The 26178-nt window shown below is 43.9% G+C and carries 30 protein-coding genes; 13 read left to right on the forward strand and 17 right to left on the reverse strand.

The window, feature by feature from the left end; translation table 11 throughout:
* Nucleotides 1–169: 169 nt before the first annotated feature.
* The 6 genes from Q0R52_RS05815 to Q0R52_RS05840 all read right to left on the reverse strand — a co-directional run bounded on the left by Q0R52_RS05815 (nucleotide 170) and on the right by Q0R52_RS05840 (nucleotide 4850).
* Nucleotides 170–655, reverse strand: coding sequence for a hypothetical protein (locus Q0R52_RS05815; RefSeq protein ID WP_295793007.1), 486 nt, complete (start codon nucleotides 653–655; stop codon nucleotides 170–172).
* 41 nt (nucleotides 656–696) lie between these two features.
* On the reverse strand, nucleotides 697–984 hold the full coding sequence (locus Q0R52_RS05820) for a hypothetical protein (RefSeq protein ID WP_295793008.1): 288 nt from the start codon (nucleotides 982–984) through the stop codon (nucleotides 697–699).
* Nucleotides 985–1053: 69 nt separating this feature from the next.
* Nucleotides 1054–2082: a hypothetical protein gene (locus tag Q0R52_RS05825; protein ID WP_295793010.1), complete on the reverse strand. Its 1029-nt coding sequence runs from the start codon at nucleotides 2080–2082 to the stop codon at nucleotides 1054–1056.
* Nucleotides 2083–2334: 252 nt separating this feature from the next.
* A complete protein-coding gene (locus Q0R52_RS05830) occupies nucleotides 2335–2790 on the reverse strand; it encodes an ATP-binding protein (protein WP_295793012.1) in 456 nt (151 codons plus the stop codon).
* Entirely contained in the window at nucleotides 2735–3583 is an 849-nt protein-coding gene (locus Q0R52_RS05835) for an RNA-binding domain-containing protein (RefSeq protein ID WP_295793160.1), read from the reverse strand. Before Q0R52_RS05835 ends, Q0R52_RS05830 begins: the two co-directional genes overlap by 56 nt.
* A 58-nt stretch (nucleotides 3584–3641) precedes the next feature.
* Nucleotides 3642–4850 (reverse strand): site-specific integrase, encoded by a 1209-nt coding sequence (locus tag Q0R52_RS05840; protein WP_295793014.1) that lies wholly within the window; start codon nucleotides 4848–4850, stop codon nucleotides 3642–3644.
* Nucleotides 4851–5232: 382 nt separating this feature from the next.
* On the opposite strand from Q0R52_RS05840, the gene Q0R52_RS05845 reads away from it, so the two are divergent.
* Complete coding sequence (locus Q0R52_RS05845) at nucleotides 5233–5637, forward strand: DUF2262 domain-containing protein (RefSeq protein ID WP_252791736.1); 405 nt, start codon at nucleotides 5233–5235, stop codon at nucleotides 5635–5637.
* Nucleotides 5638–6063: 426 nt separating this feature from the next.
* Nucleotides 6064–6759: a phosphatase PAP2 family protein gene (locus Q0R52_RS05850; RefSeq protein ID WP_295793017.1), complete on the forward strand. Its 696-nt coding sequence runs from the start codon at nucleotides 6064–6066 to the stop codon at nucleotides 6757–6759.
* Nucleotides 6760–6847: 88 nt separating this feature from the next.
* Here the strand turns inward: Q0R52_RS05850 and Q0R52_RS05855 are convergent, their stop codons facing one another.
* Nucleotides 6848–7873 (reverse strand): LLM class flavin-dependent oxidoreductase, encoded by a 1026-nt coding sequence (locus tag Q0R52_RS05855; protein WP_295793018.1) that lies wholly within the window; start codon nucleotides 7871–7873, stop codon nucleotides 6848–6850.
* A 161-nt stretch (nucleotides 7874–8034) separates the two neighbouring features.
* On the opposite strand from Q0R52_RS05855, the gene Q0R52_RS05860 reads away from it, so the two are divergent.
* The 5 genes from Q0R52_RS05860 to Q0R52_RS05880 all read left to right on the forward strand — a co-directional run bounded on the left by Q0R52_RS05860 (nucleotide 8035) and on the right by Q0R52_RS05880 (nucleotide 11523).
* A complete protein-coding gene (locus tag Q0R52_RS05860) occupies nucleotides 8035–8580 on the forward strand; it encodes an alpha/beta hydrolase (RefSeq protein WP_295793019.1) in 546 nt (181 codons plus the stop codon).
* An 89-nt stretch (nucleotides 8581–8669) separates the two neighbouring features.
* Nucleotides 8670–9386, forward strand: a complete 717-nt coding sequence (locus Q0R52_RS05865; protein WP_366520857.1) for a class I SAM-dependent methyltransferase — start codon at nucleotides 8670–8672, stop codon at nucleotides 9384–9386.
* Nucleotides 9387–9509: 123 nt separating this feature from the next.
* Nucleotides 9510–10091, forward strand: coding sequence for a Crp/Fnr family transcriptional regulator (locus Q0R52_RS05870; RefSeq protein WP_295793023.1), 582 nt, complete (start codon nucleotides 9510–9512; stop codon nucleotides 10089–10091).
* 82 nt (nucleotides 10092–10173) lie between these two features.
* On the forward strand, nucleotides 10174–11064 hold the full coding sequence (locus tag Q0R52_RS05875; protein ID WP_295793025.1) for an MBL fold metallo-hydrolase: 891 nt from the start codon (nucleotides 10174–10176) through the stop codon (nucleotides 11062–11064).
* 69 nt (nucleotides 11065–11133) lie between these two features.
* Nucleotides 11134–11523, forward strand: a complete 390-nt coding sequence (locus Q0R52_RS05880) for a nuclear transport factor 2 family protein (protein ID WP_295793026.1) — start codon at nucleotides 11134–11136, stop codon at nucleotides 11521–11523.
* Between the two features lie 22 nt (nucleotides 11524–11545).
* Here Q0R52_RS05880 and Q0R52_RS05885 read toward each other — a convergent pair whose 3' ends face one another.
* The 9 genes from Q0R52_RS05885 to Q0R52_RS05925 form a co-directional block, all read right to left on the reverse strand.
* The gene (locus Q0R52_RS05885; protein WP_295793028.1) at nucleotides 11546–11695 is read right to left on the reverse strand and encodes a hypothetical protein; all 150 of its coding nucleotides are present in this window, start codon (nucleotides 11693–11695) and stop codon (nucleotides 11546–11548) included.
* Nucleotides 11696–12105: 410 nt separating this feature from the next.
* Complete coding sequence (locus tag Q0R52_RS05890; protein WP_295793029.1) at nucleotides 12106–12522, reverse strand: DoxX family protein; 417 nt, start codon at nucleotides 12520–12522, stop codon at nucleotides 12106–12108.
* Nucleotides 12523–12628: 106 nt separating this feature from the next.
* Nucleotides 12629–13810: an NRAMP family divalent metal transporter gene (locus Q0R52_RS05895; RefSeq protein WP_295793031.1), complete on the reverse strand. Its 1182-nt coding sequence runs from the start codon at nucleotides 13808–13810 to the stop codon at nucleotides 12629–12631.
* Complete coding sequence (locus tag Q0R52_RS05900) at nucleotides 13807–14568, reverse strand: 5-oxoprolinase subunit PxpA (protein WP_295793033.1); 762 nt, start codon at nucleotides 14566–14568, stop codon at nucleotides 13807–13809. The genes Q0R52_RS05895 and Q0R52_RS05900 overlap by 4 nt, the downstream gene beginning before the upstream one ends.
* A 15-nt stretch (nucleotides 14569–14583) precedes the next feature.
* Nucleotides 14584–15576, reverse strand: a complete 993-nt coding sequence (locus Q0R52_RS05905) for a biotin-dependent carboxyltransferase family protein (RefSeq protein WP_295793035.1) — start codon at nucleotides 15574–15576, stop codon at nucleotides 14584–14586.
* Nucleotides 15573–16310, reverse strand: coding sequence for a 5-oxoprolinase subunit PxpB (gene pxpB / locus Q0R52_RS05910; protein ID WP_295793037.1), 738 nt, complete (start codon nucleotides 16308–16310; stop codon nucleotides 15573–15575). Before pxpB ends, Q0R52_RS05905 begins: the two co-directional genes overlap by 4 nt.
* Before the next feature lie 310 nt (nucleotides 16311–16620).
* Nucleotides 16621–17112: an SRPBCC domain-containing protein gene (locus Q0R52_RS05915; protein ID WP_295793039.1), complete on the reverse strand. Its 492-nt coding sequence runs from the start codon at nucleotides 17110–17112 to the stop codon at nucleotides 16621–16623.
* 95 nt (nucleotides 17113–17207) lie between these two features.
* On the reverse strand, nucleotides 17208–17660 hold the full coding sequence (locus tag Q0R52_RS05920) for an SRPBCC domain-containing protein (protein WP_295793041.1): 453 nt from the start codon (nucleotides 17658–17660) through the stop codon (nucleotides 17208–17210).
* Nucleotides 17661–17760: 100 nt separating this feature from the next.
* Complete coding sequence (locus Q0R52_RS05925) at nucleotides 17761–18198, reverse strand: VOC family protein (protein ID WP_295793042.1); 438 nt, start codon at nucleotides 18196–18198, stop codon at nucleotides 17761–17763.
* A 332-nt stretch (nucleotides 18199–18530) separates the two neighbouring features.
* On the opposite strand from Q0R52_RS05925, the gene Q0R52_RS05930 reads away from it, so the two are divergent.
* The gene (locus Q0R52_RS05930; RefSeq protein ID WP_295793044.1) at nucleotides 18531–19985 is read left to right on the forward strand and encodes a TonB-dependent receptor; all 1455 of its coding nucleotides are present in this window, start codon (nucleotides 18531–18533) and stop codon (nucleotides 19983–19985) included.
* A 37-nt stretch (nucleotides 19986–20022) separates the two neighbouring features.
* Here the strand turns inward: Q0R52_RS05930 and Q0R52_RS05935 are convergent, their stop codons facing one another.
* Complete coding sequence (locus Q0R52_RS05935) at nucleotides 20023–21909, reverse strand: beta-L-arabinofuranosidase domain-containing protein (RefSeq protein ID WP_295793046.1); 1887 nt, start codon at nucleotides 21907–21909, stop codon at nucleotides 20023–20025.
* A gap of 168 nt (nucleotides 21910–22077) precedes the next feature.
* Between Q0R52_RS05935 and Q0R52_RS05940 the strand changes: the two genes are divergently transcribed.
* The 5 genes from Q0R52_RS05940 to Q0R52_RS05960 all read left to right on the forward strand — a co-directional run bounded on the left by Q0R52_RS05940 (nucleotide 22078) and on the right by Q0R52_RS05960 (nucleotide 26170).
* Nucleotides 22078–23772, forward strand: coding sequence for a WG repeat-containing protein (locus Q0R52_RS05940; protein WP_295793049.1), 1695 nt, complete (start codon nucleotides 22078–22080; stop codon nucleotides 23770–23772).
* Complete coding sequence (locus tag Q0R52_RS05945) at nucleotides 23760–24002, forward strand: YARHG domain-containing protein (protein ID WP_295793050.1); 243 nt, start codon at nucleotides 23760–23762, stop codon at nucleotides 24000–24002. Before Q0R52_RS05940 ends, Q0R52_RS05945 begins: the two co-directional genes overlap by 13 nt.
* Nucleotides 23999–24634 carry a DUF2306 domain-containing protein gene (locus tag Q0R52_RS05950; RefSeq protein WP_295793051.1) on the forward strand — a complete coding sequence of 212 codons (636 nt, stop codon included), beginning with the start codon at nucleotides 23999–24001 and terminating at the stop codon, nucleotides 24632–24634. Before Q0R52_RS05945 ends, Q0R52_RS05950 begins: the two co-directional genes overlap by 4 nt.
* Before the next feature lie 205 nt (nucleotides 24635–24839).
* Complete coding sequence (locus tag Q0R52_RS05955; protein ID WP_295793052.1) at nucleotides 24840–25688, forward strand: CHAD domain-containing protein; 849 nt, start codon at nucleotides 24840–24842, stop codon at nucleotides 25686–25688.
* A gap of 5 nt (nucleotides 25689–25693) precedes the next feature.
* Nucleotides 25694–26170: a CYTH domain-containing protein gene (locus Q0R52_RS05960; RefSeq protein WP_295793054.1), complete on the forward strand. Its 477-nt coding sequence runs from the start codon at nucleotides 25694–25696 to the stop codon at nucleotides 26168–26170.
* The last annotated feature ends 8 nt before the right edge of the window (nucleotides 26171–26178 follow it).

The following is a 26178-nucleotide window of genomic DNA, read 5'->3' on the forward strand; positions in this document are numbered from 1 at the left end:
GTTTGGTAATCCATCACCACTCTTGTCGGTTCACCGCTTTCGTCTGTCAAAATTTGTGTTTCCATACTCTTATCCATCGTTAATCAAATTTACTAATTTTTTTGGTTGTTTGATAGGGCAGCCGCCAAAACCGCTGCCCTACATTTAATGGGTTCATGGCAGAATTGAATTAGCGGACGTGGGTTAAATTCATATAGTGCCAGATCAGCATAATGGTGCCGACCGATGTTATCAGGCCTACCAATCCAAAGACGATCCATGAAAGCACTGCTTTGTATTGCTCAGGCGTTTTGGCATCTGAGAATAGCTGTAGTTTCCGTGTGATCGGGGCCGGGCCTCTGTTGATCGTCTCCCTGATTGCAACAAAGTCTGTAGCCATGCTTTTAGTGATGCCGGAAAGCCCGGCAGTAATGGCTTCCTTTACCACGGACAGATCAGGAGCTGGCGCAGTCACCTTCATATTGGCCAGCTTGGTTGCAAATTCTTCTTTTTGCTTCTTACTTTCGGCGAGCAATCGTTCGATCACGGTGTCTTTTTCCTTAATCGCTACTGCCTGAGTTTCCATGTATTTCTGCATTCTTTCTTCATGCTCGAAAATATTTTTGAGAATATCCGTCATAGTCACTTCATCGATAGCTGTTGCTTCATTCTTCATATTATCATTAATTAATAGTTTAACAATTCAATTTAATTTTCCTACCTGCTTATGTGGTAGCTTTGATCCTGGCCTAACTTTTTCTTCTTCTTTTTGCTTGGCGTTTCCGGTTCTTCTTCCGGCATATTTTGAAGCAGGCCAGCAAACAATTCGCCGCCAGCTGCCAGGGCTGCCCTTAAATAATGCGTTTCCGGTTCCCGCTTCAAATAGGTTTTCTGTTCCTTTTGCTCATTCTCGCTAATCACTTCCCGTAACTGATCGGCCAGGCTTTTGGGTGGTTCGTGCCCATACGCATGACGTTGATCGCGTGCCTGGTTTTTAGCCTGCATTTGCTGTACCTGCCGCTGTGTCTGCTCTTGCCGGATTTTCTTTTCGATACTGAACGAAGTTGAACGTAGTTAGGCTTTAATCCGGTAATCTTTGATCTTGGCTAAGATTTTCAATGCATTTTTAGCGTATTTGCTACTTTTGATTTCCCCCAACAACATAATACCGGCATCTTTCTTTTTGGTGATGTTGCCGGAAATGTCGGCTACGTTTTCAATGCCTTGGAAAGCGGAAAAAGATTGTTTTAGCAGTGCCGAATACGGCTCAAGTTTGATACGGGTAAAGGGATGGTTAAGCTTATAAGTAGCGTGCATCAGCAGGCAGAGGATAGGCTGATAATCGGAAGATAATTCGTAATAGCGGTGTTCCCTATCGGGTAAGGAGACGCCGGCGTTTTCAGACGCACAAAACAGTTCGCCCAACAAGTTTTCTACCTCTTTTTCGGTCTTAAAAAAAGGCAGTATTGCCACCGATTTGCAACGATGAATATCGAGCAGTACCTGCCATAGCTTGATGATCTCGTCTGCAGGATATTTGAGCGCGATCTTGTGTATTCCGTTAGTTTGCACCACGGTATTTTGTAACGTTAAAACTGGGGGTCCTGCCACCGGGGTAGCTTCGATTAATGGTTCGCCGGTTATTTCTTTGACAGATAATTTGGATAAGTTCTGATAGGTTTTGTAGGATTGAACCAGACAAGCCTGGATATACCCCAGGCTATATAAAACTTCGGGAATGACAAAGCCTTCAAAATACAAGTGGTGATGACAATAATTCATAAAATCAACCAGCACTTTAAGCTGTTCCGCAGGGGCTAATGAAAAGAAAAAAGAACCGATCTCCCGGTCGAAGTTTTGCAAGCCATCAGTATACCCTTTAAAAAATTGGGCCTTGATTTCTTCGACCAGTTCAGGATTGACCGGAAAGCTATTCTCCCGCAATAGTTGATCGAGGTTATATGGGTCGAACAGCTTTTGCAGGTTAATTTCACTAACAAAAAAATGCTCTTCTCTTAAAAAAATTTCCTTGAAAGGGAATAGCATGCCGCCATAATTGAATACTGATTGGTCACGCTCGAACAACCCATCAACCGATGACAAAAAAACGGCCTTATGGTAGTTGTCTGTATTGATACCCCTATTGGGGTGAAAATTCGGCAGGTTTAGAAAATACATGCTCAATTAGTTGACAAAATCGGATCAAAATTGGTGACATTATACATAACCAAATTATTTTATTTTTGTGTTGCCACGGTATTATTAACCACTTTTAATCCCTCATTTAATTCCCCATTAATCCCTCATAGTTTTACAAGACCTGCCAAAACCCACCTTTATCGGCTCCTATTCGTTCTAATTTTTTCTCTTTCTGTAGCTTGCTATATTCCGTTCAATTGAACGGTTTGAAATTCCTATATTTGCCGCAAGTTCAGCAATGGTAATGGTTGGGTTTTGTGTTACCATTAAAAGAATTTTCTCCGACGTTTTCTCCGACGTTAGTTTAGCGGCAGAATAGACTGTGACCTGAAAACCATGCTGCATATTTTCAAAAAGAGGTGACTTTAGCCCATAATCAGCAAACGCTTCCTGAATCCGTTTAATTCCAGAGCCATATTTTTCTATCAATTGAGCTTCTTTGAATGTTGCGGCTATTTTTTTATTTCTTGCTTGGGAAATATATTGACCACTTAGTAAGTTAGCAATAGATATATCACCGGGTAGCCTCCCTGGATTGAAAAACTCGATGTGATCATTAAATATCTTGACCGAGGAATCGCCGTAATGTGTATAGTCGCGATGGACGATCATATTGATAACGATTTCCCGAATAGCCGGTATGGGGTATTGCCATCGTTCTTCCCCGCTGTGGGTCGCCTGAAATGATGTAAGACTTATTAATATGCTTCCTGACAAAATTTATAACATCTTCAACCTCGGTAAATAAATTGGAACGAATTGATAAACTATCTTTGATACTTGTAGCGGTATCAAATCTACCCAACTCCATGCTGGCAGAAAAAACATCATGATCAGCAAATAGTAAGTAACATGCATTGGTGACCCCTGACGCTTTAATTAATTCAAATTTAGTAAGGACTGTTAAAGGGTCGTCCTCAATGCGAACCTCCCTATCTTTGTTACACATGGCAACAAAGTCGCGTACCTTATCCAGGGATAACGTGTCTACTGTGTATTCTGGATTAATATAGCTATCCCAACTTGAATTAAAAGATTTAAGATGCAGGTCTGAAATTTCAGTTAAAGAAAGTTGATGATTGGAATTTCTAACCCTTTTAAAATAGCGGCCTTTAAAGGAAACCGGCTTTATAGGAAATTCCTGAACATACAGGGACGCCACATCTTTTCCCTGTATGGTAATTATTTCCGCATCGGGTATGATATTTGGCTGCGTCTTATTCTTAACTTCATTTACCCAATTCTGAAGGGTTTCACCTCCGATGGTAAATGACTTTATAGGGTTGCCCTCGTTATCTACGCCGACAAGCACTTTGCCGCCCTTAGTGTTGGTAAAAGCGACCAAGCTCTCAATAACGGCATCGCTAAAGCTACTTTTAAATTCTGTATGGCTGTCCTCCTGTATTAGTTGCTATAAGTATTACAATATGGTTATCATTGGCTTGCCGCAAAAATAAGAATGTTTAAATACATTCGTTGATCCTGTCGTCAAACAACGGATCGCCTATTTCATCTAAATAGATTTCGGTGGTTTTAATGCTATCGTGACCAAGAGACTTACCAATATCTTCTTTCGATACCCCTTTGATTCTCAATGCAGAAGCGTAACTGTGCCTTGCAACATAGGTGGTCAGGTTTTTTTGTATTTCAGCATCTCCGGCCATGGTTTTCAAATCTTTATTAACGCGTTTCAATATTTTAAGTCTCCTGTCCCGTTGTGATCGCACAGTCGCGTGACGTTTATAAAGTATCGGAAAAACGTAACCGGCATCACTATTGCCTTCCAGAACACGGTAATAATCGAGTATTTTAAGAGCTTCGGGATGTAGTTTAAAATCAAACTCCTCTTTTGTTTTTGCACGAACATAGTTAATAAACCCGTCCCTAATATTTGTCCATTTAAGACAGGCAAGGTCAGCAAAATTTAGTCCGCGGCAATAATAGCTGAACAGGAAATAATTGCGCGAATTGATCAGCTTGTCGTCTTCGAGGTTTAATTCCACTATTTTATTGATCTGCTCGACACTAATTGCGCGTTTTTTGGTCTTTGGGGCATTATATTTCGAATAGGAAAAATCTTTAAACGGATAGTGGTTTTCCCGGCAGATCTTTTCTTTCATTGCATTACGCCAAACGGTGCGGAATGTCCGAAAATCGATGCTTCGAGTAGTGATTGCAATATTGTTCTTGATCAGCCAATCTTCAAACCGGCGCAAAAAATTAACATCAATATCTTCGAAGTTCATGTCTTTTTCTTTCATAAACTTGTTAAGGCGGCTGCGGGTCACAATATGAACGCCGGCATAACCATATCGTTCCATTGATTTTAAGCGGGCGACCTCGCTGTCAAAAAACTCCAAAAGCATCAATTTAGGGGTTGTTTTAACTGCACCTGTCAGCTTTTCAACAAGGGATTTAATTTCACTGACCCGTGGTGACCGGTCGTCGGAAACATTGGCAAAATAGAATGTGGCCTTAACCTTAATATTATTAAGCAGCGCATTGATAGATTTATGATTGATATGCGAATCCAGCACGCATTGTGTCGCCTTATTCCAATTCTCTTTCGTAGAACTAACCTTTGTCGACACCTCGTAGTTGTTCCGATTTTCTGTTATCCGAAACATGATCGGATGCTCGCCAGAGGGAAGTGTTTTGTTGATTCTCAACATTAATTTCGTCGTAATTGCCATATTAGGTCTAACATTTTGTAAATTTAACGATTAAAAGGCTCATTTTTAAGGTAAAATGCAACTTTTTAGGTCTAACATAGGTCTAACACTTTAGTCAAAAATAGCAAAAAATAACCTAAAAATACATAATCGCAAAAATAAAAAATGGCAATTTTAGCTATGAAATGCGGTTTTTAGTTAATGAAAATAGCTGACTTAAAGGCATGGGGTGCTGGAGGTCGGAAGTTCGAATCTTCTCATCCCGACGGAAGTCAAAAAGCCTTAAGTCGAAAGTCTTGAGGCTTTTTTGTTTTACAACAAAACCACATCGGCAATTAAATATCTATCCATTCGTTTCCCAGGCTTTCTTATATTTGAGTATATGAATTTAAGTTTTAACGCAGAAACCGGTGACTTTGAAGGAATAGCCACCTACAACGATAAGCAATACAGCATGACCTTGGTTGATTTTGAAGCAGAACACATGCAGAAGGCAACTGATTTGGCCACGCAAATAAATAATTGGCTTAATGAAGGGCTTGAAAGCGTTAAGCAATTTACAGCAACGTCGCTTATAAAACTTAAGAACGAGTCATGGCTTGATGAAGACCAACCTCTTGTGAGCGAAGACGTATTTATAAATACCATTGAATTAGATGGTGTTTTAGTATTTTCAGATGGTAGCTTTGAGGTTTATTTTGACGATAACGACCTGTTTTGGGGGCATACAATAAAGGTAGATATTGATCAGTCTTTTGAAATAGAAGGTGCGAACCTTTGGGGCTGATTACGAATGAATACAACCTATGTAAATTATATCGATCTCCGGCGTGAGTGAGGAGGTCGGAAGTTCGAATCTTCTCATCCCGACGAGTGAAGTCAATAGCCTTAAGTCGAAAGTCTTGAGGCTTTTTTGTGGCATCACGCCCCGGTTTGTGAATTTGTTAAAATAAAACCACTTGATAATGAGCATGTTTCACAGCGTTCCGGGTGTTCCGCTGAGAAAAATGGAACGCTAAATCGACACCTGACGGAATAGATCGGGAAGGTCGGAAGTTCGAATCTTCTCGTCCCTGTTATTTAAATTAGAATTCTTAAATTTAATGGCAGATCTACTTTAACAATTTAAAAGTTTTATTGTTAAGCCTATGTTGTTTTAAGGTTAAACATCTTTAAATTGAGCGTGAACATAATAGATCATACTAATATCGTTATGAAAATAAGGAGGAGCACAGGGTTAATCAATGCGTTATTTGTTCTGCAATTATTATTAACTGTACCCTTTGCGGGGAATGTTTTCGGGCAGGTAAAAACTGAAGAGCAACCCAAAACCCCGGAGCAAACAAAAACCACGACAGAAGTAAAGGTGCAGGCCGCGCAGGTAAATAACTTCATCCAACGCTTTGATGACAAATTTTTAATCAACCTCGCGCTGCAGCGCAATGATAGCGAGACAAAAAAAATGCTGTTTTTATCTAATTCGCTGGGGTATGTTTCCTATGGCATACCCGTGGCACTGATGGTTGGCGGTATTGTGCGGAACGACAGCCAGATGCGCCAGAACGCCTTATATGTAGGCAGCAGCGCCGCCGTAACTTTGGGCGTTACCTTGTTAATGAAAACTGTATTTAAGCGTCGCCGGCCATTCGTGCAAAATTTAAAAATCGTAGCGGTTTACAATGCAGAGAGCACTTCGTTCCCTTCGGGGCATTCGTCAACAAGCTTTGCGGTAGCAACTGCGTTATCAAGGGCGTATCCAAAATGGTACGTGATAGCTCCTTCGTACTTATGGGCGGGTTCGGTTGCCTACTCGCGTATGTACCTGGGCGTACATTACCCCAGCGATGTTGTTGGCGGGGCCTTATTGGGTACTACCACCTCCTGGCTATTAAGGCCGGCTTTTAAATAAGTATCCACAAAATCCCCGGAAATACGCAATTGGGGCCATAACTAACGGTTTACCACGTGCCTTTCCGTTGAAAGTCGCGAAGCCCGGCTTACGAAGCCCCATTCACCAAAGGTATCACCTCTCTCCCAATCAGCTCAATCGCCTTCATCAGTTGCGTATGAGTCAGTCCGGCATTATCCATTTGGAAAGTAAACCTGTCGACCCCGCCCAGTGCCTCGCTGTGACGTAACAGTTTTTCGGCAATCTGCTCAGGTCCACCGACAACCAAAACTCCCTTTGGTGCAACCAGCGAGTCGAATTGCGTTTTGGTTACAGGTGGCCAGCCGCGTTCCCTGCCCAGTTTGGTCCATAGTTCGGCGTAGCCCGGATAATAATCAGCCAGGGCCTGCTCATTCGTAGCGCCTACATAGCCGGGCGAGTGCAGACCAACTTTTAGCTGATCCGGCGTAAAACCAGCCCTGTCCCCGGCTTCCCGGTACAAGTCGATTAACGGCCGAAAGCGATGTGTTTCACCACCAATTATCGCAACCATCAGCGGTAACCCCAGGGCTCCTGCCCGGGCAAACGAAGCGGGCGTGCCGCCAACACCTAACCAAACCGGCAGTTTTTGCTGCAACGGCCGGGGATATACTGGCTGGTTTTGTAAAGCGGGGCGGAACTTGCCCTGCCACGTTACAAATTCGTTGTCACGTATCTGCAATAACAAGTCCAGCTTCTCTTTAAAAAGGGCATCGTAATCGTCGAGGTTAAAGCCAAATAACGGATAAGCTTCAATAGATGAGCCACGGCCGACTACCAGTTCGGCGCGTCCTTTTGATACCAGGTCGAGCGTTGCGAAATTCTGGAAAACCCGCACAGGGTCGGCGGCGCTCAAAACCGTAACCGCGCTGGTTAAGCGGATGCGTTTGGTGCGCGTAGCTGCCGCTGCAAGAATAACGGCAGTGGCCGAATCCAAAAATTCTTTTTTATGATGTTCGCCGATACCAAAAACGTCGAGGCCGGCCTGGTCCGCAAGTTCTATCCTTTCCAGCAGTTGTGCCATCGCGTCAACGCTGCTGAGCGAATTATTGGTGCCGTACATCGCGGAAGCAAAACTATCTATACCTATTTCCATTTATTTTCAATGCTGCTAGTGAATTCGAAAGTAATAATTATAGAATTGCTTTTGGTCATAGGGGATTCATTATCGCGTGTAGCTGGTATTAGAGTACGATTTCCTTGGCACATGATTTGATTTAACAGAAATCTTTTAGATTGAATTATAAATAGTTGGACATGAAAAAACAAGTGCTTTTTATACAAGGCGGCGGCAACGATGGTTACAAGGCAGATGCAAAATTGGTGGCATCGTTGCAGAATGCATTAGGTAAGGAGTATGAGATTAGTTATCCCAAGATAGAATCCGACGAGGCCCTCCCGGATTTTGGCTGGCTGAAGCAGATCGGAAACGAAATTGGTAAACTCAGCGGCGATGTTATTCTGGTCGCACATTCGTTAGGGGCTTCGTTACTGCTCAAATACCTTGCTGAAAATAAGGTTTCGAAAAAGATAGTAGGGGTTTTCCTGGTATCAACACCCTTTTGGAGCGGCGAAGAGGATTGGAAACAGGGGCTAAAGCTCCGCGATGATTTTGCTGAACGCCTGCCGCAAAGTACCCAAATCTTTTTTTACCATTGCCGCGACGATGAAGAGGTGCCTTTTGACAATCTTGCAACGTATAGGCAGAAGCTTCCGGCAGCAACTTTTTGCGAATTTGAAAGTGGCGGGCATCAACTCGGCAACAATGTTAAGCTGGTAGCAAAAGATATTAAAAAGCTATAAATTAATCTTGAAGTAAACTATAGGATGTTGATACTTTGCAAATATGATTAAACCCGGTAACTTCGGCAAAATCAAATGCAAGCATGAAAATGGATTATTCAAAAAAGGCAACAAACCAGGAGATAAGGGAAAGATTTGACAAGGACACCGAACGTTTTTCGAACCTCGAAACCGGCCAGCTAACCACTATCGACGCTCCATTAACCATGGAGTTGTGCACAGAAGCGGCAAAGTATGCTAATCCGCATGCAACGGAACTGCTGGATATCGGATGCGGCGCGGGTAACTATACCTTGAAGATGTTGGGTAAAGTTCCCGGCCTAAATTGTACCCTGAATGATTTGAGCCTGCCAATGTTGCAAAAAGCTAAAGAAAGGGTTACACCGCAAACAGGGGGCAGCGTCACTTTAATCCAGGATGACATGCGAAACCTGGATCTGCCGGATGATCATTTCGATATTATCCTTGCAGCAGCTACCCTGCATCATTTGCGCGATGACGACGACTGGGAACTGATGTTCAATAAAATTTATAAAGCGCTGAAACGGGGCGGGAGCTTTTGGGTGTCTGACTTAATCGCCCATGATTCCGATGTTATCACTAAGTTGTTCGGGGATAAGTATGGCAGTTATTTGGAGACACTTGGTGGCCCCGAATACCGCCAGAAAGTAATGGACTACGTAAATTATGAAGACACTCCCCGTTCGCTCAATTACCAGCTTGCCTTGCTTGCCAAAGTTGGATTTAGTAACGTAGAGATATTACATAAAAACTCATGCTTCGCTGCGTTTGGCGGGATAAAATAGACTTTTTAACTTTTATTCTGCCAGACTATGGAATGGTCGTTACTTTAATTTTCGTATCTTGTTTCGGCAAATTTGAAGTGCTATCTCAAGTTTTCTTATTAGCACCCGACCTGCCAGCCGCCTATGACAGAATTGCTTAAACAAAATATTAACCGGCATATCACACTACCAGCGGCTCAAACAGAAGCGTTTTGCAGCTTATTTCAACAACGTCTGATAAAGAAAAAGAGTTTCTTACTGCGGGCAGGTGAAGTTTGCAAGTTTGAGGGTTTTGTTACCAAAGGGATTCTGCGGGTTTATCATATTGATAAAAACGGCGATGAACAGATACTTTATTTTGCTATTGAAAACTGGTGGGTAACTGATATCGACAGCTTTACTAACAGCCTGCCGTCGCAGCTTTATATTGAAGCACTTGAAGACAGTGAGGTACTGTTGATCTCGAAAAAAGATAAAGAGTTGGCCTATACAAACATACCTGAAATAGAAAAGCTGTTTAGGGTAATGACGCAAAAAACCCACGTTGCCTTACAACGAAGAATGGTAGATAATTTGAGTAAAACTGCCGACCAACGCTATTCCGACTTTATAGAAAAATACCCTCAAATCTACCAGCGCCTTTCTAACCTGCAAATGGCCGCCTACCTGGGCATTAGTCATGAGTTTTTAAGTAAAATACGCAACAAGCTTGCCCACAAAAAGTAAACGGAATTTGATTTATTGAACTTGTTCAATCTTTCCTGGTACCCGGTGCCCCCATCTTTGCATCGTCATTAACAACAAAAAAATGAAACCAGTTATTTCAACAGCTTTTTTAATCATCTTAATTTTATTAAAAATGGACGTACAGGCACAAAGTTTCAAAACTATTGAAACAAACAGTTTAACACTACAAGTTTACAACGCATCAGAAAATAGTTTTGGTGTATCTTCGGTTGTCGTATCAGGAAAAACGGATGCCGTTCTGATCGACGCGCAATTCACCCTGGCTGACGCTGAAAAAGTAGCTCAGCAAATCAAAAAATCAGGCAAAAAATTAACCGCTATTTATATTTCTTGTGGCGACCCTGATTTTTATTTCGGATTGGAAGTATTCAAAAAATATTTTCCGGAAGTTACAGCTTATGCCGCACCGGCAACAGTGGAACACATTAAAGCGACGGCGCAGAAAAAATTAGATGTGTGGTGCGCTCAATTGGGTAAAAACATTACTTCGAATGTTATTTTACCACAGGTTTTAAAAGGCAACAGCATTGACCTGGAAGGCCAGAAAGTAGAGGTCATAGGCTTAGAAGAATTTCCGGCCAAAACGTTTGTATGGATACCTTCCATAAAAGCCGTGATAGGTGGCATCAACGTTTTTGGGAACACTTTCAATCTTTGGATGGCAGATGCACAAACAACGGAGGCCCGCCAGCAATGGATAAATGTTTTGGACAAAATTGAAGCGTTACAGCCCGCAATTGTGGTTCCGGCTCACGCCAAATCTGAAAGCGCATTCGACCTTAGCGCTGTGAAGCACACAAAAACCTATATAGAGTTCTATGAAGAGGTTTTGAAAACCAACAAAACATCAGGCGCTATCATAGCCACAATAAAAGCCAAATATCCTACGCTTACTTTTGATATCGCCCTGCAACTAGGTGCAAAAGTAAACTCCGGCGAAATGAAATGGTAAAATTATCAACATGGTTCAACCTGGCAGTGTTTATGGCGCTGCCGGGTTGTTCTTTTAAATTAAAAACGAATGACGAATTTAGAGATAGTAAAGAGCACATATGAAGGGAAAACTTCCGAAGAAAACGGCAGGAACCTTGTGGAACATGTTGCTGAAAATATAGCCTGGACTGAAGCTAAAGGATTTCCATACGGCGGTACCTATATCGGTTTGGAAAATATTACAAAGAACGTTTTTAGCCGTTTGGGCAGTGAATGGATCGATTATAAGTTTACACCGGAAGACTATGTTGCAAGTGGGGATAAGGTGGTTGCCTATGGCACTTACAAGGGTACTTACAAAGCCACAGGCCGGTTAATGGAGGCCCGCGTAGCCCACCTATGGAAATTAAACGCAGGCAAGATCATCAGCTTTGAGCAATTTGTTGACAGCCAGTCGGTAAACGACTCAATGAAATAAAAAGCTGGGCCTTTTTTGCAGTTTATTGTTTCTGCGGCCAATACGACCAAAGCACAGCAAACAAACAGGCAATAAGCACTACACTGTACTCCATACCGTTTCTGCCGCCGCCCACTACAAACCAGCCGTCGTGCATATGGTCGAGAAAGATACCCACCACAAGAACAACCATGTGACAGATACAGGCCGGAATAACCAGGCGGCCATAACGAGTGCAACGCTGGAGGCTAAAGTAGAAAGGGTAATAAGCCATGCGAGCGCCACCCCAAGCGGAAAGCCGATGGACCCGAGGAATTCTCCGAATCCGGCCACGTCCCCATTTATTATCCTGGTGATGGAATGTACACTTAGGACGAGTGCTACAACGATACGAACAATATCCAGCCCACGGGCGGGTCGGGATGAGGGTGTGATAAGCCAATTTTGTGCCATATAAAGTTTTCGATTGTTTGATAAAAAATTAATTCGGAACGAATGTAGTGTCGGAAACAGCACAGATCTGTGCAGAAATGCTCAATTTACTAAAGGGGGCATTTTTGTTTTAACTCAATAAAGGGGTTCGCGAATGACTGCGATATTGCTTCAGATCTTTTGTTTCCTTGGCCAATATGACCACATCACCGCGAACAAACAAGCAATAAGTACCACGCTGAACTCCATGCCGTTTCTGCCGCCACCTACAACAAACCAGCCACTGTGCCTATGGGCGAACAGGATGCCCATCATGAGAACGATGATATGGAAAATGCTGGCCGGAATAACCAGGCGGCCAATAACAAGCGCAACGCTGGAGGCCAAAGTTGAAAGGGTGACGAACCATGCAAGCGCTACACTGAAGGGGCAACCGACGGAACTTAGGAATTCCCCGAAATCGCCGACCAGGCCATCAGTCATCCTGACGATGGAATGTACGCTCAAAACGAGCGCTACAACGATACGAACAATATCCAGGCCACGGCCTGCGCGTAATGAGGGCGTGATAAGCCAATTCTGCGCCATACAAAGATTTCGGTTGATTTAAAAATTTATGCCGGAGCGAATATCACATCCGGCATAGAAGAGATCTGTGCAGAAATGCTCAATTTGCAAACGGGCGTTTTTAAATTCAATAACCCAGCATCTGCACAATTGCGCCGCAACTCATATAAGTCATAGCCACCACAACGACAACGCCCAAAATGGTGAGCCATAACGGTTGTTTGTAAGCGAATACTATTTTTGAGCGATAGGCCGCCACCAGCATTACGCCTAAGGCAATAGGCAATATAAAGCCATTAATGGCGCCAACTGTTAACAGGGTTTTAACAGGCTTTCCAATTATTTCAAAAATAATACAGGATACGATGATAAATGCAATGATGATCTCCCGGTTGAATTTCAATATCACCGGATGGAAGCTTTTTATAAACGAAACAGAAGTATAGGCCGAACCCACCACAGAAGATATTCCTGCCGACCATATGACAAGGCCAAATATCTTATACCCCAATGCGCCGCTGGCTAACTGAAATACCGATGCGGCAGGATTATCCGGGTTTAGTTTCCCCCCAGCGCTAACTACACCCAGGGCTGCAATAAACAGTAACAGCCGCATGGTTGATGCCAGCCCGATAGCGCTAAGAGCACCTTTATTGATAGCAGGCAAATTTGCTATTCCGGTCTGGCGTGCATCCAGCAGGCGGTGGGCGCCCGAAAATGTGATATAACCACCTACGGTTCCGCCAACAATTGTCAGCACAGCAGTAAAGCTAAAATGTGTGGGATTAACAGCCCGTAATGCAGCTTCGGCCAAAGGTGGTTTGCTAATATAGGCTATAAACAGCGCAAGCGATATTTTAAGCAGGCCCATGGTTTTGGCAAACGTATCCATTACCTTTCCTGCTTCTTTATAAATAAAAATGCCGATGGCAATAATAGCGCTCATGGCTGCCCCCTGGCTAACACTCACGCCAAACAATACATTTAAACCTAAGCCAGCGCCGGCAATATTGCCAACATTAAAAGCCATGCCACCTAAAAACACCAGGAAGGAAAGGAAATAACCAAGGCCCGGGAATACTTTGTTGGCAATATCCTGCGCGGGTTTATCGGCTACCGCAATAATGCGCCAGATATTGAGTTGGGCTATGGCGTCCAGCAAAATGGAAAGCAGGATAACAAATCCAAAACTGGCGCCTAACTGGGCGGTGAATACTGCGGTCTGGGTTAAAAAACCCGGCCCGATAGCTGACGAAGCCATCAGGAATGCTGCACCCAGTAGAACGCTCCAGTTAGATTTTTTCGTCATATGGAGGGCGCTTTGATGGTGATCCCCTCGTTTTGAAGTTTGAATCGGATCATTTTAGCAAACTGTACAGCATGCAACCCATCTCCATGCAGGCACAGGGTCTCGGCTTTTAACGGGATATTCTTTTTGTTGACAGAAATTACATGTTGTTGTTTCACCATCATTAATACCTGTTCTATTGATTGTTGCTCATCGGTGATGAGTGCATTGCTTTGTGTGCGTGGGGTAAGCGATCCATCGTCCTGGTAAGTCCGGTCGGCAAATACCTCCGAAGCGGTAACCAGGCCCGTCTTTTTGGCAGCTTCAACCATTTCGCTCCCGGCTAATGCATATAAAATTAAAGAAGAATCAAAATCGTGCACCGCTTCTACAATTGCTTTAGCCAGCGCGGCGTCTTTTGCGGCCATGTTATATAAAGCCCCGTGTGCTTTAACATGATGTAGTTTACCGCCAGCCGCCTTCACAAAACCATATAATGCGCCTATTTGATAAATCGTCATCTGGTAGGCCTCATTTGCGGATATTTTCATCTCTCTTCTGCCAAAGCCCTGCAAATCAGGCAGCCCGGGATGCGCCCCGATAGCAACTCCCTTTTTTATAGCCATTTTAACCGTGTGCTGCATTACCTCGGGGTCGCCGGCGTGAAAGCCACAGGCAATATTGGCCGAGCTGATATAATCCATTATAATATCATCATTAGGCATGGGGTAGTTGCCAAAGGCTTCACCCATATCACAGTTTAAATCAATGACTTGCATAGTGTGGTATTAAAATTATAAAAATATGCTTTTTAAAGCAGTTGTTAGTTTGCTCAACTCATCTTCTCTTTTAAGATAGAGAACTTCAGCCTCACGTCGGCTTATTTCTTTAAAATATATGGTATCTCCGGGTTTCAATTGGCCGCACAGGGACAAATCAACCGAAGCCACCTGTGCAATCCGCGGGTAACCGCCGGTTGTCTGGCAGTCGGCCATCAGCAATATCACCTGGCCATTACCGGTAACCTGGATGGTGCCCGGTGTTACTGCAGTTGAAATTAATTCATCCTTTTTGGTGCGAATGATTTCTGGCCCCTCCAAATGAAACCCCATCCGGTTACTGTGCCTGCTCAATTGATAAGGTGCCGATAAAAAATCAATAACTGATTGGCTGTTAAACCAGTTGGTCTCCCGGGCCAGCGTAACCCTGATAATCGTCCTGTTCATTGGCAATAATAACTGCCGGGGAATACTCCATTTAGCAAAATTAACCTGCTCGTTTTTTAGTTTGTTGAATACGCCTTTAGAAATATCCGTGAGTTGTTCGTTGCTGCTTAATACATCATCACCCTGCAATGGCCGCCCTTTGAACCCGCCAAACGATGCCGCTAAACAAGTACTCCTGCTGCCCAGTACTTCGGGCACATCCCAACCGCCGGCAATGGATAAATAGGTGTGAACCCCATTGGAATTATGGATAAGCTGGATGATTGTGCCGGCAGGGATAAAAATCGGCCGCTCTGGGGGTAAAATTTGCGCCCCGCATTGCAGTCGCATTCCATCCCCGGCATAAGCAATCAGCAAATCTGTTTCTGCCATAAACCCGGCGTCGGCATAAGCAAATTCAATTACCGCCTGGTCGTCAGTGTTTCCAACAGCCTTGTTGGCGATCCGGGCCGACAAACTATCCATAGCTCCCGAAATCGGAACCCCTTGGGATAGAAAATGACGACGGCCCATATCCTGTATGGTGCTCAATAAACCGGGTTTGAGTATACGGATTTTCATTCTGCCGCCGCTAAGTGATCGAATTCAAGCCGGGTTATTGGCTTAAAAATAACCCGGTCGCCGGCCTTTAACAAAGAGGGTTGCACGCGGTTGGCATCAAATAATTTAACCGGGGTTTGCCCGATAAGCTGCCAGCCGCCCGGTGTTTGCAGCGGATAAATACCGGTTTGTTTGCCGGCAATCCCCACAGAACCTGCGGGTACTGCATTTCGCGGTGTGCCCTTCCGGGGCGTGGCTAACGATTCGGTCATTCCGCCCAAATAGGCAAAGCCGGGCATAAAACCTATCATATGTACACTATATTCTGCTGCACTATGTAATTGGATCACGGCATCGACAGTCATGTTGTGAATTTTCGCCACTTCAGCAATGTCAGGTCCCAACTCCGCGTCATAACAAACAGGGATGATTACAATGTTTCCAGTAGCCACTGTTGTATTTTCCTGTTTTTCATGGAGCTGCGACAGGTAGCCACATACTTTTTCAAAACAAGCTGCACCGGGCATCTCATTTGATTGAATTACCTTAACAGGATCAAAAAAAACGCTAAGTGTGGTATAAGCAGGCACAGAAGCTATGAAACCAGGGAAAGGATATTGGTTAAGGGATCGATCAAATACGGGGATTACTTCAAGGATATCCTGGCTGATTTCCCGGCCAAATTCAATGGTTACCGCCTGTTCGCTTAAGCTGTAAATGGGTAATTTAGGATCAGACTTGAACTGCGTTTTCATTGCAACCATTTTCTTGTCCGAATTTACTTTTTTTGGCGCACAGAACAATAGCCGGATATAAACCTCAACCGGTGCCAAAGTTTAAACCTATGCCAGTATTATTGCCTGCAAAGCGTTCCATTTTAGCACGTGGAACACCCGGAACACTGTGAAACATGCTGATTATGAGTGGGTTTTATTTTGTTATAAATGTTTGTCCCGACAAATCGCAGTTCCACCGGTGCGTAATCTATACAATTCGGCCGGGGAAGTATAACCCGGCCGCATTGCTTTAACGCGTTTTTGACCATTGTTCATATGAATTTTGCGCCTATTCTTTTTCAGCCATTAACCGCTCTTCATCTTTTGTAGTTGGTTTACCGGCAGCATTAGGCTGGCCTTTACCTGTGGTAATCAAGCCACGCAAACTGTTTTGTATATAACTGGGCCAGGCGCCGTTGCATATTTCATAGCATTCGTAATCGGGCACCAGGCCATGGTGTGTAAAAACAAGCTGTGTTTTGCCGTCTTTTTCCGAAATATCGAAGCGGATTTTCGTGTCCACCCATTCGCTTTTGTCTGTTGTGAACTTAAAGTAGTTTTCCATAACCAGCCAAACCACTTTTTTATTGGGAACAACTTCTATCAATTTTATTTTGCAGGTATGAATGTCTTCAAAATGATAGTCGAACACGTCGTTTAGCATTTCAGTGTTGCCTTCAATTTCTTCCGACCACCAGCCGCGTGGGTTAATAGTGGCATCGAATACTTGTTTTGGTGTTTGGTTTACCACAAGGGTAGTTGTAAAATCTGCTGTTGTCATTTTTTTGTTTTTTTACGTAGATTAAATTGAGGGTGCTATTTGCACCCCGTTGATATTATGTTTAATAATGCCCGGGTTAGGTTTACTCCGGAGTATTAATTACTGGTTGTTCCCTGGCTTGCAGCGTTTAAATCGGCAATAATTTTGTTGATATTTTGAACCCAGCCTTCGGTCATGCCGTTGTATATCGCCAGGTTTTCAATTTCCGAGAATCCGCTGTGCACCAGCGTTAATTCGGTACCTTTATCTGTTTGGCGGAGTGTCCATAAAACTTTCGTATCAAGCGTTACGCTGCCATCCCCCGGCCCGGCCTGCCACGAGTAAGAAAGCTTTTTAAACGGAACGAGTTCCAGCACCCTGCATTGCATAATGCCGTCGATATTAAGACTGGGTATGGGCTTGGTGCGAAATTGAAAATCGTGGCCTATAACGGGTTGAAAATCGTTCTTCATCAGCCATAGCTCCAGTAGGTCCGCATTTGTAAGGTATTCCCAAACCACTTCAGGTTTATGCGGAAAGAAAAATTGGTGATTAATGCTTTTTGTCATAATGGGTAACTTTAAGGTTACGCAAATGTATATGTAACTTTTGGGTTACGCAAATTTATTTAAAAAAACTTTAATTGTTACCCGGCTACCGAACTGATGGTTAAGCCTTGCGCTTAAACCACTCCGAATATTTTGTTTCCTCGGGAACATCGGTTTGGCTTTCAAAGTCCAGGCGGTAGCCATCCGGGTCGGAAAATGCAACTACCCACATGTTGTTGCCCACAAAGGGCTCGTTAATTTCAATGCCATTGCCTTTAAACTCATGGAAAAGCGCCAGCGCATCAGCACATTGAAAGCAGATGGAGATTCCTTTGCCTGCTTCCTGCAAATGGTACACCCAATGATCGTCGGTAGCGGGCTGTTGTAACATCAGTGAAACGTTGTCGCGCTGCAGGCTGCACCATTCAATTTTGTCGCGGGGTGTCCATTGATGCGTCATGGCGAAACCAAGTTTATCTCTATAAAAACTTAACGAGGCTTCCATATCGCGTACGATAAAAAATGGTACAGCCAGGCGGATGTTGGGTGATGTAGCCATGGTTCAATTGGTGCGTATGTTCAAATTTAAAATTTATCCGGAAGAATAACCACGGAGTTCGCGGAGAAATGCGCAGAGAACGCAGAGACTAAAAAAAATAGAGAAATAGCGTTTTTAGCTCTGTGAACTTTGTGGCTCTTTGCGCACTCTGCGGTTAAAAGCGTTTAGGCAGAACGAGACTCTACCGTTAATTTTCCGTTAATCTACTATCAAATAATCCCCTGTTTGCCCGTTTTTTAAATTTCCCCTGTTCAAATCGCAAAAAAGCCGTATTTTTAAAACATCTGCACACAACTACTGAACATGCCGGCAAGCGTAAATAAAAATGGTTTATGAACGTCATCCATAATAAAGAAATTGGAACCAAACAAAAGGCGCTGGCTATAAACCTCGATCCTAAAATTTATGGCTCGTTTGCCGAGATCGGCGCCGGGCAGGACGTGGCTGCTAATTTCTTCAAAGCAGGCGCATCATCAGGAACTATAGCCAAAACAATGTCGGCTTACGATATGGTTTTCTCTGATGCCATCTATGGTGCGCAGCAAAGCCGTCGCTATGTGAGCGAGCCCCGCCTGATATCGATGCTGGAGCACGAATATGGCCTGTTAATTGAACGCCTGACCAGTCAGCGAGGCGATAAAACAACCTTTTTCGCATTTTCAAACACCATGTCGGCGCTTAACTATCATAAAACAAATGATGGGCACGGTTGGATGGGTGTGCGATTTCAGCTGGAACCCAACGGACCATTTAACGATGTGGTACTGCACGTTAAATTACTGGATAACGACAACGTTTTGCAGCAGCAGGCCGTGGGCATATTGGGCGTAAATCTTATTTATGCCTGCTTTTATTACCCCGAGATCCCGCCGGTATTTTTGCTATCGCTGATGGATAACCTCTCCCGCGATGCTATACAGATCGACATGATCCGTTTTGAAGGCCCGGACTTTTCCAAAGTTGATAACCGCCTGATGAGCCTGCACCTGGTAAAATACGGATTTTCGGACGCGGCGCTGTTTGGCCCCGACGGCAAAAACCAGCAGCCATCCGAAGTATTGTATAAAAAGCATATTGTAGTTATACGCGGTCGGTTCAGGCCTATCATAAACGTGCATTTAGATATGCTAAATACGGGGGTTAAGCAATTTGTGGCAGAGCCGGATGTCGACCGTAAAAACCTGGTAGTAATTGCCGAGCTTACGTTGCAGGCATTAAAAGAACGTAACGCCGGTGAAAGTGCTGAAATTGACGAAAAGGACTTCCTTGAACGGGTAGATATACTTTGCTCGTTGGGGCAAACGGTATTGATCTCCAATTTCCATGAATATTATAAGTTAGTGGCTTACCTGTCAGGCATTACCAAACTAAAAATTGGCATGGTGTTAGGCTATCCCAACCTCGAATATATTTTTACGGAAGAACACTATAATAACCTGCCGGGCGGTATCCTGGAATCGTTTGCCACGCTGTTTAGCCGGAAGGTAAAGTTGTTTATTTACCCTACCCTGCGCGATGGTGTTATATGGAACTGTCTTCGCTTTTACCCGCCGCCCCACCTTATCGACCTTTACCGCTACCTGATAGCCAACAACAAGATCGAGGATATCCGCCACTACAACGAAGGCAACCTGCATGTACAAACCGACAAGGTGCTGAACATGATTAAACAAAACGAAGAGGGCTGGGAGCAATATGTACCCGCCGATGTAGCTGCCATGATAAAAGATCGCTGTTTGTTTGGGTTTTCGTGTGTGAATGATGGTTTGGCAGCAGGTACCGAATAGCGTTAGCCAATAACAGAGCCTCATTGCAAATTTCATTTCATTCTCCCGCCTTGTTCACCAACTGCGCTCCCCAAACCTTATAGAACGATGGCTGTTTCCCATTTCCGGCGGACGCGTAATCGCAAAGCGTAATGCTAATCGGCCCTCCAGGGCTTTCGGTATATGATTCCGGGATAAAACTTGCCTTGAAAGCCATGTAAACATCGTCGGCTTTGGTTAAATCCTCAACGAGTTCAATATAACCGTTTTCATCAGTTACGGGTTTTAACGCGGCTTCCAGTCCCGCGTCTTCAAAACGAGAATCCCTTGCCAAAACTATTGGGCCGCGCATAATTGCCGCGCTGCGGGTGGTTGTGCCCATTTCAATTACCCGGCCACGCATATCAAAGTCAACGATAATCTTGTCCCCGGTTTTCCATGTGCGCTTTATGCTGGTATACCGACCAGCTTGTACATCATTAACAATCTCACCATTTACGCTCAGCTTTGTGTTTTTACTCCATGCTGGAATGCGGACGAAAATTTCCATATTCTGCTGTTGTTGTAATGTGATATCCATTTCAACGGTGCCGGATTTTGGATAGGCCGTATGTTGCGTTAAAACAACGCTGTCGCCTTGCGGGCTTTTAAGCTTAAATACCCCGTCCGAAAAATAGTTAACCTGCAGGCCTTCTTTTCGCGATGTAACCATGTAGGCCGGTATGTTAAATAACCCGCGCGGGCCATTGGCTTCGCAACAGTTAAGCCCCATACCGCATTGTTCGCTGCCGGGCAGGCGTTGGCCGTTTAGCGGGGTATATTTGGCCCAAACCGCTCCGTCAGCGCTCATGGAACTAAGTAATGCGTTATAATATGTCCGTTCGGCTTCATCAGCGTATTTTGAATCGCCAGTAAGGCGCAACAGTTGCCCGGTAAGTTTTAACCAGGTAACCGTAACGCAAGTCTCCTGGTAATGGGTGACAGGCCTGTCCTGGACTACATTACCGCCAAACCACATCTCTATAGATGCGCCCGATCCTACAATGTTTATTTCCGTATCGCGGATATTTTCCCAGGCGTCCATTACCGCTTTTTTGTAGGTTTCGTTACCTGTTAACCGGTAAAGCTCGGTAAGCCCCTCGTAGCACGACATCATTTCATAGGCCTTTTGACCCTGTTCCGGACTGTACCAGTTTTTGGGCTTTGGAAAGCGCGCACCAACGTTCACGTTCGCCTTGCTTATCAACTGCGGCCCATCAGGTGTCTCCCACTGCCGCACTATTTCCTTTGCAAAATCCAGGTATTTTTGATTATGGGTGGCTTTATATAACAGGCAAATGGGCTCCAGTACCGACGATGCCGCCATGCCCCTGAAATTACCCTTGGTTACAATTATGCCGTCTTTTTTATTTAAGTCGCTTATTAAATTATCGGCAAGACGGATTGCGCCGCTGAGACTTTTTTTATCGCCGGTAAGATCGTAATAAGACAGCAACCCGAGCATACAATATTTGCGGCCCCAAATATCCCACTCTTCCAGGCGATGGGCGGCAGCATAATTGCCGATATAACCATCCGGAGTTTGGGTGGCAAGCAACGAGCTAACCGAATGGTCGAGCACTTTTTTTAGTTCAGGTGAGGGTTGATATTTGTAGGCCAGCACAGCAGAGGTAAACCACTTACCCCAAAATTCATTTTGCCAAAGGTGTGTTTCGGTGCGGTTTTTCAATTTAAATGGTTCAATTAGCCGATCGGCATCCTGCGCCATTATACGATTGTTTAATGATGCGCTTAACTTATTCCCCAAGTAGCCGTTCAGTGCAACCGCCGGGGAAGGGGTTAGAACATTATCCACCGGGCTGTTTTTATTTTGGGCGGATAGCCTGGTGCAAAACAAGCAAGCGCCGGCAAATACAGCACATAGTAATATTTTCTTTAAAACCATAATTGTTAAAGCTATGGCTTTTTTACGAAAACTTAGAAGCCGGGTGATGTTTGTAAGCAGGTACAAACATCGCCCGGCCGATGCATATGGTTAATGGCCGGAAAGCGATTTCCCGCTCTTGCAAACGTTTCTTTTTTCGATTCCTATAAAATCTGTTATCTTGGTATCATGAAATCCAAACCTTTCCTAAAAACCCTGGTCGCTATTGCGCTTATTTCCGCTGTATTGTTAACGGTAAAATGCAAAACCACCGAGAAAGCACAAAAAGGCGAGATTGCTCAATTTTTGACTGCCTTTAATAAACAAGTTGAAGCGCGTAATACCGACTCCGTTTTGGCGTATTTCGCGGAGAGCCATTCTGGCCGCTCGTTTTTAGGCATGGCTAATTTACTTTCGGGGAAAAGCGAATTTAACAGCAATTCAAAACCCCTTGCAACCATCAATCTTGATATGGATAATGCCAACATCAAAATGATGAACGATAATGTGGCAGTAGTAAGCGTCGTCACAAAATTTAGCCATGACTCGCTTGCTTCGCGCGAGTCCCTTTTAAAATTCACGGTAAAGAAAACAACGTCCCATCAATATAAAATTCAGGATGTTGATGCGAAACGGTTTTTAGCCGAATATGCAGATTATGAAAGTGTGGTGCGGCAAAAAACGATGTCGCCGAAAGATATGTTTAGCCCCGAAACAATTGCCGCCTTTAAAACGGCCCGGGCACTTAAGCCGGCTTACGATACCGTTGTGTGGCTGGCCCACGTTGACAAAAAGACCTATTACTACGTGGTTAAAGGAAAATGGGATATGGATAACGATATTAATCGCTACCCCGACAGCGTTATAGCGCCTTACAAAATGGGCCTGGTTAACCCGGATTTAAAGGAAGTTATCCCGCCCCAATATGATTTGATACACAACATTAGCGGCACATTTCCCGGCCTGGTTGAGGTGGAAAAGGATGGTAAAAAAGGCTTTTATAACCTTAACGGCAAAATAGTGCTGCCGGTAAACTACGACCAGGTATTCCCGGTTAACGATGGCGATAACCTTGCTGTTTTACGCAACGACGCCGATTATTTTTACCTGAAGCGGGACACGACAGTTTCGGACAAAGTTGATTTGAAAATAAGCGACATTATGCCGAAAATTAAGGGACTGGCGGGTTCGTTCGACCTTTATAAAAGTGCGCTGAATGTTATAACCGAATATAATTCAGAAACTGAACACGGGGCAATCTACATCGCACCCTCTTACCTGGTTGATTTGAATATTATTGGAAAAGTGATGGATTTTAAAAACCCGCTGCGTAAAGTTGATTACGAGGAAACGCACCTCAATTATAAAGTAGCTTATGCCACAACAGCTAAGCCAGCTGAAAACTGGCTCGAAGCTACGTTTTACTCCATACGCGATTACTTTTTAGGTGGGAGAAGCGAGTTTTACGACAAAAAGAATATCGTAATTGTGGATAAGAAGAACAACCGCTTGTTTACGCAAGGTATTAGCTCTGATTATAGCCGGGAAGAAGCCTGGGGTGATGCATTGACCGGCGCTTGCGACGTGAACAGTATTAAGTTAATTAACGACTCGTTGTACGAAGTGAAAGCCGGCGCCACATTTTATTCCGAGCTTTATGACTCTACTAAAGATATAACAGGAGGCCCGTACTATCATTATTTCGCCGTTAAAAACAATAAACTGACCGAGCTGCCAAACGACCGCTTTTTTGGCTTTACCAAGTATGTGAAAATGGACGATAGCTATTTAAATGGATGTTATACAATGCTTGTCGGCTCGGGGATTATAATCACCGGCAAAAAAAGACAATCAATCAAATTTCGCCGGAAATGCTGCGCATGATAAAAAACGAGATATTTGCTGATTACGCTTATAAGTTCAAGGACAAACGCTGGGAAGATATATTTATGATGATGGAATCGTACAACCGGAAAACAATAGATAAACAACCCTATAATGTCAGCGTCGACGACTCATTAACCGTAATTGATAAATACAACATTAACTGGATTAACCAGCGGCTAAAAGGCAGTGCTGCTACCGCACCTAAAAACACCTTGGCGGCAAAATGAAACTCGCGCTAAAGGTATTGTGGTATACGGCTTTTTTTTGGGTAGCGATATTATGCGCAGGCACCTTTTTGCAGTATTACGATCTTAAGGGGCATTCGTCCTTTTTACAGATAAAACAGGCCGCAGTTAAAACCGGCTGGTATCTGCCTGCCTTTTATTGCCACATTATAGGCAGCAGCATAATTTTGTTCATTGGGTTTTTCCAGTTCTCGAAAAAGGTATACAACAACAGGCCGTTGCATAAAACCTTGGGAAAGATATACGTTTTCGGCGTGCTGTTTTTTGCAGCACCCGGTGCTTATGTGATGACGTTGTTTGTGAATCGCGGCCCGGGGGTCTTTACTTCATTCCTGCTACAGAACACGCTTTGGGTTGCTTTTACGCTGGCTGCATGGTTACTTGTATTAAGGGGCCGAATAAACCCACACATAAAAATGATGCGCCGTAGCTATGCCCTGGCCTTCGGTGCCGTAACTTTGCGGCTTTATATATTCCTGTTTACAGTGTTAGGCAGTGGCGTCGGTTTTGCGCACAACTACCTTATCATAGCTTTCTTAAGCTGGGTGCCCAACTTGCTGATAGCCGAATGGCTGAATTATACAGCGGAAACCCCTCAACTTTCGGTGAAATAAATTTTATATCTCCTGATATTTTTACCGGGGTGATTAATATTTATAGATTTCAAATATTTTTGAATATGTGATAACCAACGCCTTTAAGCATGAGCAATATCATTATTTAACTTTGCAGGGATAAGTACATTTGGTTGGGTTGTAAATGGATAACCTGCTGGTGTAAGCTGATAGGTTACTATTAAATAGTGTTAACCAAAACTTAATGTACACGGCTATGTTTAAAGAATCTGTAGTTGCCGCTGCGCCGCCTTTGTTTGCTATGAAAAAACGGGAAGAGGAAAAGTATTTTGATAAGCAATGGGAAACCATGACCGCCAGCCTGGCTGCGTACATGGAAACCGAAGATCCCGAAGACCTGCACCGCTTTAGGGTACAGGTAAAAAAATTGAGAGCCTTTATTATAATGGCTGATAGCGTTGAAGACGTTCCCGGGCTTGCGCCGCTTTTTAAACCTGTTAAAAGCATTTTTAAAAAAGCCGGCGAGATACGGAATGCCTATATGAACCAGCAATTAGGCAATGCACACCATACCGGCAACAATTTTCTGATGGAAAGTCAGCAGCTGCTGCAACTTAATGCCCACCGCGATTTTAAATTGGCAGGGGATAAACATCTTGATAAAATAAGTCGCGCGCAACACCAGTTAGAAGGAAAAATACCACCAATAAGCGATTTACACATTAATCTTTTTTATCAGAAATTGCTGCAGCAGATAGCCGACGCTGTTAAAAACATTAAATTTAACGAGGGATTGCACGAATGCCGCAAGCTGGTAAAAATTTTAATTTACAATCTTAAACTGGTGCGGCCTGTACTAACCATAGGGTTGAATGAGGACTACCTGGAGCAGATACAAACCGCCATTGGCGATTGGCACGATTGCGTGCTTGCTATAGAACTGTTCTCGGGTGGCGAAGCTAACGATAAAGTAATTGTAGGGTCGCTGAAAAAAGAAATGACCATTCTAAAAAGAAATATTAGGGTGCTCATCAAAGATTTTTATAACCAGGCAACAACTGTTGTCGACTTGCCAATTGAGCAAATAAGCTAACATATATGGGAGTAGAAATAGAAAGAAAATTTTTAGTTGATCACGATGCCTGGCACAAGTTGGATAAACCACAGGGCATACATTACCGGCAGGGATATATTTTGAGTGATGACGACAAGGTTGTACGGGTTAGGGTAGCCGGGCCACACAGCTACCTTACGCTAAAGGGCCGGGGCGCTAATAACATAAGCCGCAGCGAATATGAGTACGAAATACCCATAACCGACGGCGAGGAACTACTGGCCACATTCGCAAAAAATGGCACTCAAAAAACACGTTACCGTATACCCTATAGCGGCTTTACCTGGGAGGTGGATGTGTTTTCAGGAGATAACGAAGGATTAATTGTAGCCGAAATTGAACTTAACCACGAGGACGAGAAGTTTGAAAAACCAGCGTGGGTTACACAGGAAGTAACCGACGAGGGACGATATACAAATTCAAACTTAGCGGTACACCCGTTTAAAAACTGGACTAGTTAGAAGACTGG

Origin of the sequence: Mucilaginibacter sp. (assembly GCF_025359345.1) — a bacterium.
GTDB lineage: Bacteria > Bacteroidota > Bacteroidia > Sphingobacteriales > Sphingobacteriaceae > Mucilaginibacter.

What these genes read in the sequence shown, in the direction of transcription:
- Q0R52_RS05940 (WP_295793049.1), top strand. Translation starts at nt 22,078, where the DNA reads ATGAAATCCAAACCTTTCCTAAAAACCCTGGTCGCTATTGCGCTTATT.
- Q0R52_RS05930 (WP_295793044.1), top strand. Translation starts at nt 18,531, where the DNA reads ATGAACGTCATCCATAATAAAGAAATTGGAACCAAACAAAAGGCGCTG.
- Q0R52_RS05945 (WP_295793050.1), top strand. Translation starts at nt 23,760, where the DNA reads ATGCTGCGCATGATAAAAAACGAGATATTTGCTGATTACGCTTATAAG.
- Q0R52_RS05860 (WP_295793019.1), top strand. Translation starts at nt 8,035, where the DNA reads ATGAAAAAACAAGTGCTTTTTATACAAGGCGGCGGCAACGATGGTTAC.
- Q0R52_RS05920 (WP_295793041.1), bottom strand. Translation starts at nt 17,660, where the DNA reads ATGACAAAAAGCATTAATCACCAATTTTTCTTTCCGCATAAACCTGAA.
- Q0R52_RS05885 (WP_295793028.1), bottom strand. Translation starts at nt 11,695, where the DNA reads ATGGTTGTTCTTGTGGTGGGTATCTTTCTCGACCATATGCACGACGGC.
- Q0R52_RS05890 (WP_295793029.1), bottom strand. Translation starts at nt 12,522, where the DNA reads ATGGCGCAGAATTGGCTTATCACGCCCTCATTACGCGCAGGCCGTGGC.
- Q0R52_RS05845 (WP_252791736.1), top strand. Translation starts at nt 5,233, where the DNA reads ATGAATTTAAGTTTTAACGCAGAAACCGGTGACTTTGAAGGAATAGCC.
- Q0R52_RS05895 (WP_295793031.1), bottom strand. Translation starts at nt 13,810, where the DNA reads ATGACGAAAAAATCTAACTGGAGCGTTCTACTGGGTGCAGCATTCCTG.
- Q0R52_RS05875 (WP_295793025.1), top strand. Translation starts at nt 10,174, where the DNA reads ATGAAACCAGTTATTTCAACAGCTTTTTTAATCATCTTAATTTTATTA.
- Q0R52_RS05850 (WP_295793017.1), top strand. Translation starts at nt 6,064, where the DNA reads ATGAAAATAAGGAGGAGCACAGGGTTAATCAATGCGTTATTTGTTCTG.
- Q0R52_RS05865 (WP_366520857.1), top strand. Translation starts at nt 8,670, where the DNA reads ATGGATTATTCAAAAAAGGCAACAAACCAGGAGATAAGGGAAAGATTT.
- pxpB (WP_295793037.1), bottom strand. Translation starts at nt 16,310, where the DNA reads ATGAAAACGCAGTTCAAGTCTGATCCTAAATTACCCATTTACAGCTTA.
- Q0R52_RS05840 (WP_295793014.1), bottom strand. Translation starts at nt 4,850, where the DNA reads ATGTTGAGAATCAACAAAACACTTCCCTCTGGCGAGCATCCGATCATG.
- Q0R52_RS05815 (WP_295793007.1), bottom strand. Translation starts at nt 655, where the DNA reads ATGAAGAATGAAGCAACAGCTATCGATGAAGTGACTATGACGGATATT.
- Q0R52_RS05925 (WP_295793042.1), bottom strand. Translation starts at nt 18,198, where the DNA reads ATGGCTACATCACCCAACATCCGCCTGGCTGTACCATTTTTTATCGTA.
- Q0R52_RS05870 (WP_295793023.1), top strand. Translation starts at nt 9,510, where the DNA reads ATGACAGAATTGCTTAAACAAAATATTAACCGGCATATCACACTACCA.
- Q0R52_RS05955 (WP_295793052.1), top strand. Translation starts at nt 24,840, where the DNA reads ATGTACACGGCTATGTTTAAAGAATCTGTAGTTGCCGCTGCGCCGCCT.
- Q0R52_RS05880 (WP_295793026.1), top strand. Translation starts at nt 11,134, where the DNA reads ATGACGAATTTAGAGATAGTAAAGAGCACATATGAAGGGAAAACTTCC.
- Q0R52_RS05855 (WP_295793018.1), bottom strand. Translation starts at nt 7,873, where the DNA reads ATGGAAATAGGTATAGATAGTTTTGCTTCCGCGATGTACGGCACCAAT.
- Q0R52_RS05950 (WP_295793051.1), top strand. Translation starts at nt 23,999, where the DNA reads ATGAAACTCGCGCTAAAGGTATTGTGGTATACGGCTTTTTTTTGGGTA.
- Q0R52_RS05905 (WP_295793035.1), bottom strand. Translation starts at nt 15,576, where the DNA reads ATGAAAATCCGTATACTCAAACCCGGTTTATTGAGCACCATACAGGAT.
- Q0R52_RS05915 (WP_295793039.1), bottom strand. Translation starts at nt 17,112, where the DNA reads ATGACAACAGCAGATTTTACAACTACCCTTGTGGTAAACCAAACACCA.
- Q0R52_RS05820 (WP_295793008.1), bottom strand. Translation starts at nt 984, where the DNA reads ATGCAGGCTAAAAACCAGGCACGCGATCAACGTCATGCGTATGGGCAC.
- Q0R52_RS05960 (WP_295793054.1), top strand. Translation starts at nt 25,694, where the DNA reads ATGGGAGTAGAAATAGAAAGAAAATTTTTAGTTGATCACGATGCCTGG.
- Q0R52_RS05900 (WP_295793033.1), bottom strand. Translation starts at nt 14,568, where the DNA reads ATGCAAGTCATTGATTTAAACTGTGATATGGGTGAAGCCTTTGGCAAC.
- Q0R52_RS05830 (WP_295793012.1), bottom strand. Translation starts at nt 2,790, where the DNA reads ATGATCGTCCATCGCGACTATACACATTACGGCGATTCCTCGGTCAAG.
- Q0R52_RS05935 (WP_295793046.1), bottom strand. Translation starts at nt 21,909, where the DNA reads ATGGTTTTAAAGAAAATATTACTATGTGCTGTATTTGCCGGCGCTTGC.